Origin of the sequence: Microcoleus sp. Pol12B4 (assembly GCF_036701385.1) — a bacterium.
Lineage (GTDB): Bacteria > Cyanobacteriota > Cyanobacteriia > Cyanobacteriales > Microcoleaceae > Microcoleus.
Genome location: NZ_JAUBQR010000182.1, coordinates 1 through 13,559 on the forward strand (window position 1 = coordinate 1; position 13,559 = coordinate 13,559).

The following is a 13,559-nucleotide window of genomic DNA, read 5'->3' on the forward strand; positions in this document are numbered from 1 at the left end:
CCGAAAGATGGCGAATTTGTGTACTTTGCAGGGGACGGCGCGCACAAGGACAAAGACGGTTATTTCTGGGTAATGGGCCGCGTTGACGATGTTATTAATGTGGCCGGACACCGACTCGGCACAATGGAAGTCGAGTCAGCTTTGGTATCGCATCCAGCGGTGGCGGAAGCTGCGGTTGTTGGTAAACCGGATGAGATTAAAGGTGAGGACATTGTGGCTTTTGTCACGCTGGACAACTCGCAGCAACCTAGCGAAGAATTGGCTAAGGAATTGAAGCAGCACGTTGTTAAGGAAATTGGGGCGATCGCCCGTCCCGGCGAAATTAGATTTACCGATGCTTTGCCGAAAACGCGAAGCGGCAAAATCATGCGCCGGTTGCTGCGTTCTTTAGCTGCGGGAGAAGAGGTTTCTGGAGATACTTCGACTTTGGAAGACAGGACGGTTTTGGATAAATTGCGTGGCGGTTCGTAAGGGGATTTTTTTCAGGGCAGCTTCTTAATAGCAGTAAGGTGCGCCGGGTCGTGTACCTTACTGTTTCTCCTTATGTTATCTTAGATATTTTTACTGTAGTAATGAATTATTTGGCTCATCTATTCTTATCAAAAGGCACGCCAGAATCTCTGATTGGCAACCTCTTAGGAGATTTTGTCAAAGGTTCGGCTGTCAACCTTTATCCCGAGGAAATTAGAAAAGGCATCGATTTGCACCGCAAAGTAGATAGCTACACGGACTCTCACGCCATAGTGCGATCGAGTAAAAGCCTTGTTTCTTCCCACAGACGAAGGTTTGCTGGAGTTTTGATAGACGTGTTTTACGACCACTTCTTGGCTAAAAATTGGCTGGAATATTCACAAATTCCGCTTCCCGATTTTTCTCACCATGTCTATAAAGTCCTGCAAGACAACCGCGATATATTGCCTGAATCTCTCCAGCGGTTGCTGCCCACAATAATTGCCCGCGACTTGCTTTCATCTTATCAGGAAATTGCAGAAATCGGCATCACTCTTACAAGAATTTCGGCGCGACTCAAAAGGACAAATAACTTGGCAAGCGGCATAGAAGATTTGACAGCTAACTATCAACGCTTAGAATCGGATTTTCGGGATTTTTTCCCCGATTTGATAAAATACGCCACAGTTGACAAATATTAATACAAACAACAAAAATTACAGTTGCTATTGATAGCGAACTCGTGTATGATTCAACCGATACCTGCATGAAATCTCAAGTGCAACAGGGTTGAAAATATGGCAACCAGAATTCCGAGCCTGCAAATAACTAAAGTAGTTGATGGCGACAGCATCAAAATTTCTCTCAACGGCAAAACCGAGTCTCTGCGGCTGATTTGCGTCGATACAGAAGAAAGTCATCCGGGAGGCTCGAAGCCTGTAACTGCGGCGGGGAAAGCAGGTACGGAAATGGCTAAAAAATACTTCGCGACAGCAGATGGCGGACTTGCTCAAATTGACATAGAATTTGATACAGACGATGCGGTTGAAGTGGCTCTACAAAAACACCGCGACAACTACGGGCGTCTCCTCTGTTACGTACATAAAGACGGAGAAAATTACAATATTAAACTGATTGAAGAAGGCTGGAGTCCCTACTTCGTCAAATACGGGCGCTCCAGATTGTATCACCGACAAATGACTCAGGCCGAATCGGCAGCAAAAGCTTACAATCTGGTGATTTGGAATCCGATTACCAATGCCAAAATTCCCTCTCGCAACTATGCTAATTTACTGCCTTGGTGGTCGATGCGAGCCTCAATTGTTGAAGAGTTTCGGTTGTCAGAAGCAACAGGAGGAGCGCTTTCTTTGAGGTTGCACTACCCGAAAATATTAGCGGCTTCTGAGAGAGCTACATCTATTACTATTTTCTGCGATTTACAGGCGGGAATTACTAAATGGATCGGCGGCAGCGCTCTGATTTATGCGGGTTCAGTGTATCATAAATTAGATTTGTGGATACCAGATGCTGAAACTGATGAAATGGCTCCCTTGAAGCGGCTAATCGAGAAGCGTTATGCGGGTCTGGGACGGGGATATGTGTATGTCAGTGGGAAGGTAGAACAGTACAAAGGGACGCCTCAAATAGTTTTGAAGGATATCAAACAACTTTCAGACTTTCCCCGATAATATTTAAACTAGGGTTAATTTCATCAATTCTTTTTACTACATATAATTTTCTTAGGAAGTGCTATCGCGCAAATAAAAGGCGATCCTAAAAAACGATCGCCCTCTATTCAGCCTGGATATTCTATTTATCAAGAGATGCAGGAACATTTATTGCTGCATCGAAGGACTATCAAAAAATCTGCATCCTAATGGATTTGTGCGTGCAGATTGATTTTGAGGAGTTGTTATAGGAGGAGTAGAGTCAGGAAGTGTGCTATTCAATTCTGAGACGGTAAAAGATTTAGAAATGTTAGAATTTTTCCCAAAATTGCTGGCAGAAGTGTTAGCAAGATTTGGTGACTCGGTAATTGTAATCTCCTGTGTTGCATTTACATTTGTCTGCGATGTGACAGTGGTTTGTGCCTGACACGGATAGGCAGTCATAGCAGAAATTACAGCAAAGCTCAGAAACCCAAGACAGCCCGTTGATTTAATCATATTTATCTAAACCTAAACTTAAAGAACTATTAGTAATGCTCCTATTAATAGATTAAGTTAGGAAAACTTATGTTTCAAGCGTGTTTATGCGTATTTTTTTAAACTTAATAGTTAGGTATTTGTATGTAGGAAAAAAAGATAAAAACGGGGAAATTACTACTAAATGTAAAGTTGCAGTAAAGATAGCGGGTTTTTACTGAGAAAAAATCTTAGGAAATCCCGCTGGGGTTTTAATCACTGTCTGCGGAGGGAAGAACACCTTTCTCCCTTAACAGGCAGGATGCCTGTTCCACAAAATTAAATTTTCTTGTGGGCCGTTCCTCCGGGCCGAGTTCACCAAAATTGTTGGCAATTCGCGATCTACTAAACCCGGCCCCACAGGATTAAACTCTTAAAAGGAGAATGAAGTTCTCAATACACCAACTGAGATTGGGTCGCTATCGGGAGTATGACCGGGTTGAAAAATCAAGATCAATCCAGGAGTGACGCTGATATTATCATTCACCTGCCAGCGGTAGAATACCTCTACATGAGTAGTCGTTCCGGGTTGCCCGCCCGATCGCCCTAAACCCGTATCTAAAAAATCAGGAACGTTATTGCCTGTAGGTAAATTGCTGCTGACAATTTTAGGCGGTTGCCCGATATAAATTCCTCCTAAATTTCCTGTTTTAAACAAATCGGGGAAATTTACAAAAACCATATAATTTGTAGTGGCTACCGTACCAAATTTACCAGGAATGCGAGAATTAGTATAACCAGCCCAACCTCCCAGAGAAACTCGCGATGAAAGGCGCCAATTTAAACTTGCTCCCACTGCATTGGTTTCCAGAGAAGCAGACTTATTTGTGTTAGGATTGATGGCAGTTAGTTGGCTATCCCCTGCCAAACTAATCAGATTACCGTCGGGCGAATAATCGTTAACATAATAGATAGTAAAATCCACTGGATCGTCTGGTGTCAGAGTTAGTTGTACACCCAATGTATTGTGTCCTCTAGGCCCGTTAGAACTGACAAAAAATCCAGAAATGTTAGTTGAATAAACTGCTTGCAAACTGGCTCTCTTCGCAAATTGCCAGTCAATGCCGATGCCGCCTAAACCCAAACCAGTGTTCAAAATTGGGTTTCTTTGGGCGAACGCAGAAAGGGGGCCAGAAGCTGCACTTTCGGCCCGATTCGGCCCTCGAAAAGCGGTAATCATGTTAACTCCTGCTGTCCCTGCAAACACTGCCAATTTGTCGCTGGCAAGAAAGCGGTAGTTGAGGTCGCTGATAGTAAATCCAGGAGTTTCTCCTAAATTATAAGCAACGTTTACGTCTTCGGTTAATTGTGGTGAATTGCTTCCTTTCTGGTTGTAAAAACCGATTAATAAGTTACTACGAGGACTAAATTGAGTGGTTAAATATAATTGAGTGAAGTTGATCGAGTTGACATTTGTACCGGGGTCTTCGGTATCCCTTTTGCCGTCTCTGGGAGTCCGATCCGCACGGTTCGGCGTGCGCCCTTGTATTCCAAAAATTGTGAATCCCGACAGTTTAGTTGTAGTCGAAAATTGATTGGCTTCTAGTTCGCTAGTTCGCGCTTCTAGCACATCCACTCTGCCTCGGATTGTGGCAATTTCTGCGGCAAATTCTTCTTGCAATTTTTGCAGTTTTATTAAGTCGTCTCGCTTAGCTAGACTTTCAGTTGATTTGGCGATGGACTCGCGGATTGTATCTAAACAAGCATTGACTCCGGCTGCAAATTCATAGCGCGTTATAGCGCGGTTTCCGCGATAGGTTCCGTCGGGGTATCCAGCTATGCAGCCGTATCTTTCTACTAAGGATTGCAGTGCTTGAAATGCCCAGTCTGTGGGCTGTACGTCGCTGAGTTGGGAAACTGATGTAACTTGTTCTAGTGAGTTTTCAGCCTGGTAAACTAATGGGGGATTTTCTAATTTATTTTCTTCAACTAATGCGGGTATTGGGGCAGGCTGCGTTTCGCTGGCTTCGGATACGTGAGTTTCTATCTCGCTCGCGATAGGTACGGGTGGCTCCGATGTGGGGTTTATCGGTGAAGTTTCCTCAACATTGTCAGCTTTTTCGACTAATTTGCGATCGGGATTACGATCAAAGTTCTCCGGTAGATTATTGGTCGGTGCGGGTAATTGATACCATTCATTAACTGGATCTTTCAAATTTGCACTATTTGCTATGGTTTCAGGATCAGTCGTTTCTGCTAAGGTGGGAATGCTGAATAATGCCTGCAATCCGAATCCTAGTATTAAGCTGCTAAGGATTTTCCAAATTGGTCGATCGTACTTGTGATTTTTCATGTTATTTATACTCTGTGAGATTTATCTGAAAAAGCGAGAAAAAGCGTGATTCCCTACGGGATAACTACGCTTCAGGCAATATTCGAGATGAAGGGCGATCGTAAATTCCATTCCTTCTCCCAAAACCGACGAACAAGTCAAACTGCTGCCCTCGCTTTCTTCCACTATGTGACGGCTGATTGACAATCCGGTTCCCGTTTTTTTTCCTACAGATTTAGTAATGAATGAAGAGTCAAAATTCGGCGATATTATTTCCTCAGACCTCCCTCTACCATTGTGTTTAATTTTCATCAAAATATCTCGCTCTCTCTCGATAACTAAGTAGTAATAGTTATGATATTGGCTGCAGGTGTAATCGCTACCGAACTACACCCTCATTTACCTTGTTGTCAAGCATTAATTGCTTTTTTTAGTAAAACTTATAAATAGCTACTTCAGTTTTCCGATAGTATTTAATCAAAGTAACATTTCCATTTTATTAATTTTTTGAATTACCGGACGGTTATTATTGGTCTTCAAACGATACCGCCAAATCATCAAAGTGCTATCAATTCCTTCCCATATTGGCTAATACTTTATACTCGTTGTATGCAGGTAAAGAGTGCGGAGCGAGTGAGCGATTAACATCGTTCGCAGAGAAACACAATCAATTGTTTGAGCTAGCAAATTTTTTAACTTCAGTATCATTACGGTTGACCCACCCAAAATATTAAGTATATTTAACTTATTTAACCCGTTAATACTATAATATTATCACCGCCAATCTGTAGCTGCCAATAGCTGCGCGATCGATCCACACTCCAGAGACTTAAAAGCTATGTGCCAATTACTGGGAATGAACTGCAATGTTCCGACAGATATTTGCTTTTCTTTTGAGGGTTTTTCTGCAAGGGGGGGCAAAACAGACGTTCATCAAGACGGTTGGGGAATTGCTTTCTTTGAAGGTTTGGGATGTCGCCTTTTTATAGACTCTAAACCTGCGATTGCTTCTCCGGTTGCAGAAGTAGTGCGTCGCTATCCCATTCATTCAACTAACGTCATTGCTCACATCCGCAAAGCTACGCAAGGCGAAATTGCTCTGGAAAACTGCCACCCTTTTATTCGGGAATTGTGGGGACGTTATTGGGTGTTTGCTCACAACGGAAATCTCGAAAACTTTTATCCAGAATGTGCCGGAGTTTACAAACCCGTTGGCAAAACTGACAGCGAAAAAGCTTTTTGTTTGATATTAGAAAAGCTGCGCTCCTCTTTTCCTCAAAGTAAGCCTGCTGTAGCGGAAATTTACCCGGTACTGGAGGAAATTACTAAAAGTTTGGCAGAGCACGGAATTTTTAATTATTTACTTTCCGATGGAGAACACTTGTTCACCCACTGTTCTACTAATCTGCATTATATTGTGCGACAAGCACCTTTTGCTAGCGCTCACTCGATCGACGAAGATGTAACAGTCGATTTTCGGGAATTGACCAACGAGGACGATCGCGTGGCTGTTATTGCCACTTTTCCGCTGACAGATAACGAAGTTTGGACGCAAATTCAGCCGGGAGAATTGCTGGTATTTCAAGATGGTTGGCCGCTCTCTTATGGGCGGCTGGAGTTAAGTTAACGAGATTTAAACAAATTTAAAGCCTAAACAAAGCCCGAACCTGCTAAATGACCAGCTTTTCAGCTTGATTGATGAAGCCAGATTTGCCATCGCGCTTGACAGCGGCTAAGCCTTCCGAAAAACTGCCCGCCGCCGAGAATTGCGGGGCGATCGCCTACTGGCCTGCTTGATGCCCCACCCTTTTGAAGCCCTAACTGCTGCTAAACCTTCATTAAATTAGCCGGGGTTGCACAATTTGATGATGATTCTTGTGGGGTGTCCCGCCTTCAGTGAAAATACACCTGACTGCCTACGATATCCCATCCCACAAAACAATCAAAATCATCCCGCAATTATCCAACGGCTTCTACTGTGCCCGAAGTGACAACAGAGAGATTAATTCGGTTGAAGCGCCACGAGAATTTGTCCGGCTGTCACCGTTTGCCCCTTTTCACAAAACAACTGGGCAACAGTGCCGGCAACATCAGCAGTAATAGCAATTTCCATTTTCATCGCTTCCAAAATTAACAGGCGATCGCCCTCTGCAACCACATCTCCAACATTAACCAGTACCTGCCAAACATTGGCCGAAACGTGAGCGACAACTGCCTCACAACCGATCGGCAAAGTCACCTCCGCCGCTGTTTCAGAAGCCACATCCGCCGAGGCTTCTGCGATAGTTTCAGCGTCAAATTCCCCGGATGCGGCCCAGCGATCGCGCTCTGCATTAAATGCGGCCTGCTGCTGCGCTTTAAACTCAGCCGCACTGTTAGCAATAGAATGCAAAAACTCATTGTATTCTCTCAAATTAAAAGTGATTTCCTCAACCTTTAATTTAAACTTCCCTTCGATAAATGCTTCCCGACAGCGGTGCAATTCCTCATGGGAAACCGGATAAAATCGGATTTGGTCAAAAAAGCGCAAAAGCCAAGGTTTACCAGACTGGAAATCCGCCGTTTGTTTGAACCGATTCCACATTTGCACCGTGCGACCGACAAATTGATAACCTCCGGGCCCTTCCATCCCGTAAACGCACAAATACGCGCCGCCAATGCCAACTGCATTTTCAGGAGTCCAAGTGCGGGCGGGATTGTATTTAGTAGTAACCAAACGGTGGCGCGGATCGAGGGGAGTTGCGACGGGCGCGCCTAAATAAACGTCTCCCAAACCCATCACTAAATAGCTAGCATTAAATACAATTTCTCTGACTTGTTCGATGCTGTCAAGCCCGTTTATGCGGCGAATAAACTCAATATTGCTGGGACACCAAGGTGCATCCGATCGCACAGACTGCATATATTTTTCAATTGCCAACAGCGTCGATTCATCTTCCCAAGATAAAGGCAAGTGCACAATTCGCGCCGGCACTTCCAAATCCTCGATCGCCGGAAGTTCCACCTCCGCCGCAATCAGCGCCTGCATTAGCTGCTGTTGCGAAATCTGGCGGCCCTCAAAGTGAATTTGGAGCGATCGCATTCCCGGCACTAATTCGATAACACCCGGTAACGGATTGGCTTTCAAGTGTTCCATCAATGCGTGCGCCCGAAAACGCAAATTTAAATCCAGCACCAACGGGCCGTATTCAACTAGAATATATTTATCCCCAGCTTGACGGTAAGTAACAGCAACCTGTCCCGGAGATTCGGAAATTTCGTGCAAAATTGGAGAGGCTGGAACTGCGGGCAATTCCTCCGCATTTTCCGCAAAAATAGGCAAGCAAAAAGTAGCAATTTGCCTATTTTGTGCTAATTCCCGCTGCAAAGCTTCAGCAAAACTCAAACAGTGAAAGCGAATGCTGTCCCCCGGTTTCAGTTGCCCGATTTTCCACAATTCCGACTGCACAATAGTAGCAGGACAGACAAAACCTCCCAAACTCGGGCCGTCCAGACCGAGAATTACAGGCATATCGCCCGTAAAATTGATCGTGCCGATCGCGTAAGCATTATCGTGAATGTTAGACGGGTGCAAACCCGCTTCCCCGCCGTCTTGACGCGCCCAAGTGGGCTTCGGGCCGATCAGCCGAATGCCCGTCCGCGTCGAGTTGTAATGCACCTGCCATTCTGTGGAGAAAAACATTTCGATGTCTGACTCAGTAAAGAAATCCGGCGCGCCGTGAGGGCCGTACAAAACGCCGATTTCCCAATTATTGCTGTAGGTGGGAATTAGTTCCCGATGCAAAGATCTTTCCGCTTCCAGAGTGGCAGTTTGAAGCAGTTTAAGCACATCTCCCGGACGCAGCGTGCGGCCCGCGTGTCCGCCAAATTTTCCCAGTACAAAAGTTGATTTGCTGTCCAAATAATCGGGGACATTAAAGCCGTGTTTGACTGCTAAATAAGTGCGGTAGCCGCCGCCTTGAATGGCTTTTAACTTGAGAATGCTGCCAGCTTTTACGGGAATTGATGTCCAAAACGGCACCGATTCGCCGTTTAGCGTTCCCTTCATAATTGCACCAGTTAAACTAATAACTGTATCGGCATTAAACCGCAGAGTTGGGCCTGTCGCTGTGAATTCCAATCCTGCTGTCGATTCGGGATTTCCTACTAAACGATTTGCCGATCGAAATGCCAGATGATCCATCGGCCCCGAAGGCGGCACGCCCACATCCCAATAGCCAATCCGCCCCGGATAATCTTGAATGCTGCTGTAGGTTCCCCCATCCAATACATCGATCGTTAAAGGTGCGTATTCAAAAGAGTTTAAAAAGCGCGTACTCAGTTCGCCCCGGCTGAATCGGGAATCGTCCAAAATCTGGCGGAGGTAATCTAAATTAGTTTCTATTCCCGCTATTTCACTGGCATCTAAAGCAGCTTTGAGTTGAGCGATCGCCTGCGTTCGATTATCCCCGCAAACGATTACTTTGGCTAGCAGCGGATCGTAAAAAGGAGTAACCTCCGTGCCGGTTTCTATCCAACTGTCGCACCGGACGTTTTCGGGAAAGGCAACTTGATTCAGCAACCCGGAACTCGGCTGAAAATTCTTGCCGGCATCTTCCGCATAAATTCGCACCTCAATTGAGTGTCCTTGCGGCCGATAGCGGTACTCTTCCAGGGGGAACAAATCTCCTGAAGCCTGTTTTACCATCCACTCAACGAGGTCGATGTTGTTGACAGCTTCAGTAACGCCGTGTTCAACTTGCAAGCGCGTGTTGACTTCCAAAAAATAAAACTGTTTCGCATCGACATCAAAGACAAATTCCACAGTACCCGCTGACTGGTAATTTACCGCTTTTCCCAACCGCACGGCTGCACTGTACAACTGATTTCGCTGTTCGTCGCTAATAGCAGGGGCGGGGGTTTCTTCAATTACTTTTTGATTGCGCCGCTGCACCGAACAATCTCGCTCGCCCAAGGCTATGACATTTCCTTTGCCATCTCCAAAGATTTGGACTTCAATGTGTCTGGCTGTTTGAATGTATTTCTCTAAAAAAACGCCGCTTTGTTTAAAATTGCTTTGACTCAAACGCTGTACTTTTTCAAAGGCTTCTGCTAAATCTCGATCGCCAAAACAAGCCTGCAAACCAATGCCGCCGCCGCCTGCGGTACTTTTGAGCATCACCGGATAGCCGATCGCCCCAGCCGCTTTTTCCGCATCCTCTAAACTTGCTAAAAGTTCGCTTCCGGGAGTTAGCGGTACTTGATTTGCAGCGGCTATTTCCCGCGCGGTGTGCTTCAATCCAAAGCAGCGCAACTGACTCGGAGTCGGGCCGATAAATGCAATATTTTCACTTGCACAAGCTTCGGCAAATTCAGCATTTTCGCTCAAAAAGCCGTAACCCGGATGGATAGCTTGAGCTTTTGTTTGGCGCGCAACTTCGAGAATGCGATCGAACCGCAAATAACTCTCGGCTGCGGCGGCTGCACCGATACAAACGGCTTCGCTGGCGGCGAAAACGTGCTTGGCGCGGGCGTCAGCTTCAGAATATACTGCTACCGAAGCAATTCCGAGGCGATCGAGCGTGCGGATAATTCGGCAGGCAATTTCACCGCGATTTGCAATTAGAACTTTCTTAAACATTTGGGTAATTGTATAAATCTTTGATTGATAAGTCAACCGCAGATGTAAGGGAGATGAACGCAGATAAACGCAGATAATTTCCAGATAGGAAAGCTTGGGAATGCTATAGCAATCGTAAATGAGTTGTAAATTTTTGACCCCACCCCTGCCCTCCCCTTAGTAAGGGGAGGGAGCAAGAAATTCACAAATGATTTAGGATGGCTATATGCAAGTCTTTTGGGGCAATTGGGAAGGACGGTAACAATAGTGCTAGCGTCCCCCTCTCTGCGGGCATACTAATTAGATTACACGGAATCCCAAACAATCAACTGAATCGGGGTAGGATTGTAAGCATTGCAAGGATTGTTCATTTGCGGGCAGTTTGAAATAGCAACTAGCGCGTTCATTTCGGCTCGCAAATCAACTGTACTTCCCGGATCGGAGATGCCGTCAACAATTTCTAGGGTGCCGTCTTCGCTAACGGGAACATTCATAAAGAAGTTGATGTTGCTGACTAAATCTCGTTTGCCCAAACCGTAGGGAAGAATTGCGGCGAGGAAATTTTCAACGCAGGCGTGCTGGTATTTTTTATCTAGTCCAAACCGCACTGAGTTGCTTTCGCAGCTACAGGCGCCGCCGGAGGTATCGTGCCGCCCGCAGGAGTCAGCAATTATGGTCATCATGGCTCGCCCTTCGTTGGAAATGAGTTGGCTGTTTGTAGTGACAAAGATGTTGCCTTGATTGACGATCGTATCGGGGGCGCTGTAGCGTTCGGAAGGGTCATCGGCATTGTAAACTAAAAAATCTACTGCTTGATTTCCGCCTAAATCTACAATGCGGAGAATCTGTCCTTTTTTGATGACACGAGACCAGGGATGTCTGGCGGATAAGACTTCGTTATAAATTGCTGTTTTTGGATCCAGGATTTGTTGGGTAGTTGCAGTCATGATTCACTTTTTGTGATGGAAGTGCAGAATTTTTCACCGCAGATTGATGCGGATAAGATTTAGTTGTGGAATCGCGCCTATTGCACGAACAAAGCATCGGTGTTGATGAAGCCGCGCACTGCTTCCGGGTTGGCGGTGCGACACAAGTCGTCGGGTGCGGGTGCGGGAGATTTCACAATCTGAATTTGGATGGGTTTTGGATCGTAAATTGAACCCGGATGCAGGATGTGGGGGCAGTTAGAGATAATGGTCAATACGTTCATTTCGGCTCGCAAATCGATAAAACTCCCCGGTTTTTCGCAGCCTTCGCGAAACTCCATCGTGCCGTCTGGTTTGACGGCAATGCGAGTAAATAAGTTGAGGTTGGGCATGATATCTTTTTTGCCCAATCCCCACCGAGTTAGGGCTTTAAGGAAGTTGTCACGGGAGTTTTTCCAGTCTCCTTCGCCGTATTTTTTGGCATTGCTAATGGCGTTACTGCATCCTCCTAGCAAATCGTGACAGCCGGAGGTGTCTTCGGTTATAGAAAATAGGATGCGTCCCATGTCTGTGTAGAGCACCATCCCTTGTTTGAGAAAGGCGTTGAATTGAATTTTGGCTGTGTCTGCTGCGTTGAAACGTTCGATCGCATTGTCGGCGTTGTAGCACAGCATGGAAACGCCGCGAGAGCCTTCTAAATCGGTGATTCGCAGGGTGTTTCCCCGCTTGATGACCCCCGACCAGTACGCGCCGCCCGGTACGGTTTCTTGCATTAATACGAGGTCAGAATCAATTTGTGAGTTTGTGTCGATCGATGATAGTTGCACCATAAGTTCCTCTTGATGTATTTGGGTAGGTCAGCGAAATAAAACAATAGTATTTTGTAGCGGCACAACCCGCCCTCTCCCAAAGTAATATTTATTTCCACTGATATTTTGCACCATTCTCAAGAACGAGCAAGATGCCCGTTCCACAAAACTCAATTTTATTGTGGAACGGGCATCTTGCCCGTTCCTAAATAGGTAATTGACAATGGTGCAAGATGTTAAGTTTCCACTTAGTTAGGTTTGCCGTTGTACTGTTGGCGAGGGTGCAAAAAGTGCAACTACAAACCTATTTCTATTTAAGCAGCCATTGCAACTGCTTCCTGTCCGTGTTTCCGCATCAAATCCATGAGTTCGTCGCGGTAATCGTGGAATTTGGCGTGGCGTTTAACGCTGGGAGTGCGATCGGGCAAATTAATCGACATTTCCTTTCTCACTGTACCGGGACGAGCACCCAAAGCATAAATCCGATTGGAAAGAAATACCGCTTCTTCGACATCGTGGGTAATCATAAAGATTGTAATCTGAGTGCGGCGCCACAAATCGAGCATGAATTCGTGCATCGATTCTTTAGTGTGGATATCCAAGGCGCCGAAAGGTTCATCCATTAATAACACTTTAGGTTCAGAAGCGAGGGCGCGGGCGATCGCCACCCGCTGTTTCATCCCGCCCGACAATTCCTTCGGCAGCGACGAAGCAAACTGCGTCAATCCTACCACACTCAAATAATAGCTCGCTTGTTCGCGCCGCTTTTTCTTGGAGACGCCTTGAAGTTTGAGGCCAAACTCGGCATTTTCCTGCACGTTCATCCAAGGATAAAGAGTGTAATGCTGAAATACCATACCTCGATCCGGCCCAGGCGAAACAACTTCCTTACCGTCAATTTTCACTTCCCCTGCTGTCGGCTTGTCCAATCCCGCAATCTGCCTCAACAGAGTAGATTTGCCCGAACCGGATGCGCCTACCGCGCAGATAAATTCGCCTTGCTTGATGCTCATATTGATGTCCTTGAGGACAACTAATTTACCGTTTTTTGTTTCAAAGTTTTTGTGCAGATTGTTGATTTGTAGAAACATGAGTAAATCCTCTGTAATGTAAGTAAAAATTAGTTTTTTTCATTCCCAAAATCTGTAAATTTTAGGACTAACAACGATATCTAGCGTGGGTTTCGATTTTATTTTACACCACTGCCTTCTTCCTTCAACATCTGCTTACTGTTTCTGACTTGCTGGAGTTTAGACTAACAAGGGAAAGAAAAGGGAGCCTGTGATTGGCACAGGCTCCCTAAAGGCAGAAAATTGAGAA

12 protein-coding genes are annotated in these 13,559 nt (G+C 45.6%); 4 read left to right on the forward strand and 8 right to left on the reverse strand.

Annotation, left to right across the window (positions count from 1 at the left end):
- The 3 genes from QUA38_RS21695 to QUA38_RS21705 all read left to right on the forward strand — a co-directional run.
- Positions 1–471, forward strand: a 471-nt coding sequence (locus QUA38_RS21695; protein ID WP_445305087.1) for an AMP-binding enzyme, incomplete at its 5' end; no start/stop codon positions are given.
- Positions 472–521: 50 nt separating this feature from the next.
- A complete protein-coding gene (locus tag QUA38_RS21700) occupies positions 522–1,151 on the forward strand; it encodes an ACP phosphodiesterase (protein WP_333165434.1) in 630 nt (209 codons plus the stop codon).
- Positions 1,152–1,247: 96 nt separating this feature from the next.
- A complete protein-coding gene (locus tag QUA38_RS21705) occupies positions 1,248–2,138 on the forward strand; it encodes a thermonuclease family protein (RefSeq protein WP_333165436.1) in 891 nt (296 codons plus the stop codon).
- A gap of 147 nt (positions 2,139–2,285) precedes the next feature.
- Here QUA38_RS21705 and QUA38_RS21710 read toward each other — a convergent pair whose 3' ends face one another.
- From QUA38_RS21710 to QUA38_RS21720, 3 genes are all read right to left on the reverse strand, one after another.
- Positions 2,286–2,561, reverse strand: coding sequence for a hypothetical protein (locus QUA38_RS21710; RefSeq protein ID WP_333165438.1), 276 nt, complete (start codon positions 2,559–2,561; stop codon positions 2,286–2,288).
- A 445-nt stretch (positions 2,562–3,006) separates the two neighbouring features.
- Positions 3,007–4,926 carry an iron uptake porin gene (locus QUA38_RS21715; RefSeq protein WP_333165440.1) on the reverse strand — a complete coding sequence of 640 codons (1,920 nt, stop codon included), beginning with the start codon at positions 4,924–4,926 and terminating at the stop codon, positions 3,007–3,009.
- 21 nt (positions 4,927–4,947) lie between these two features.
- Positions 4,948–5,241 carry an ATP-binding protein gene (locus QUA38_RS21720; protein ID WP_333165453.1) on the reverse strand — a complete coding sequence of 98 codons (294 nt, stop codon included), beginning with the start codon at positions 5,239–5,241 and terminating at the stop codon, positions 4,948–4,950.
- A 502-nt stretch (positions 5,242–5,743) separates the two neighbouring features.
- On the opposite strand from QUA38_RS21720, the gene QUA38_RS21725 reads away from it, so the two are divergent.
- Positions 5,744–6,532, forward strand: a complete 789-nt coding sequence (locus QUA38_RS21725; protein WP_333165442.1) for a class II glutamine amidotransferase — start codon at positions 5,744–5,746, stop codon at positions 6,530–6,532.
- Between the two features lie 43 nt (positions 6,533–6,575).
- Here QUA38_RS21725 and QUA38_RS29470 read toward each other — a convergent pair whose 3' ends face one another.
- From QUA38_RS29470 to QUA38_RS21745, 5 genes are all read right to left on the reverse strand, one after another.
- Complete coding sequence (locus tag QUA38_RS29470) at positions 6,576–6,683, reverse strand: WG repeat-containing protein (protein WP_445305088.1); 108 nt, start codon at positions 6,681–6,683, stop codon at positions 6,576–6,578.
- A gap of 224 nt (positions 6,684–6,907) precedes the next feature.
- On the reverse strand, positions 6,908–10,525 hold the full coding sequence (gene uca / locus QUA38_RS21730; protein ID WP_333165444.1) for an urea carboxylase: 3,618 nt from the start codon (positions 10,523–10,525) through the stop codon (positions 6,908–6,910).
- Between the two features lie 284 nt (positions 10,526–10,809).
- Complete coding sequence (locus tag QUA38_RS21735) at positions 10,810–11,451, reverse strand: urea amidolyase associated protein UAAP2 (RefSeq protein ID WP_333165446.1); 642 nt, start codon at positions 11,449–11,451, stop codon at positions 10,810–10,812.
- A 77-nt stretch (positions 11,452–11,528) separates the two neighbouring features.
- Positions 11,529–12,260, reverse strand: coding sequence for an urea amidolyase associated protein UAAP1 (locus QUA38_RS21740; protein ID WP_333165448.1), 732 nt, complete (start codon positions 12,258–12,260; stop codon positions 11,529–11,531).
- 293 nt (positions 12,261–12,553) lie between these two features.
- A complete protein-coding gene (locus tag QUA38_RS21745) occupies positions 12,554–13,330 on the reverse strand; it encodes an ABC transporter ATP-binding protein (RefSeq protein WP_333165450.1) in 777 nt (258 codons plus the stop codon).
- Positions 13,331–13,559: the final 229 nt, after the last annotated feature.

Coding starts and splice junctions, on each gene's coding strand:
- QUA38_RS21715 (WP_333165440.1), bottom strand. CDS start 4,926: ATGAAAAATCACAAGTACGATCGACCAATTTGGAAAATCCTTAGCAGC.
- QUA38_RS21745 (WP_333165450.1), bottom strand. CDS start 13,330: ATGTTTCTACAAATCAACAATCTGCACAAAAACTTTGAAACAAAAAAC.
- QUA38_RS21710 (WP_333165438.1), bottom strand. CDS start 2,561: ATGACTGCCTATCCGTGTCAGGCACAAACCACTGTCACATCGCAGACA.
- QUA38_RS21740 (WP_333165448.1), bottom strand. CDS start 12,260: ATGGTGCAACTATCATCGATCGACACAAACTCACAAATTGATTCTGAC.
- QUA38_RS21725 (WP_333165442.1), top strand. CDS start 5,744: ATGTGCCAATTACTGGGAATGAACTGCAATGTTCCGACAGATATTTGC.
- QUA38_RS21705 (WP_333165436.1), top strand. CDS start 1,248: ATGGCAACCAGAATTCCGAGCCTGCAAATAACTAAAGTAGTTGATGGC.
- QUA38_RS21735 (WP_333165446.1), bottom strand. CDS start 11,451: ATGACTGCAACTACCCAACAAATCCTGGATCCAAAAACAGCAATTTAT.
- uca (WP_333165444.1), bottom strand. CDS start 10,525: ATGTTTAAGAAAGTTCTAATTGCAAATCGCGGTGAAATTGCCTGCCGA.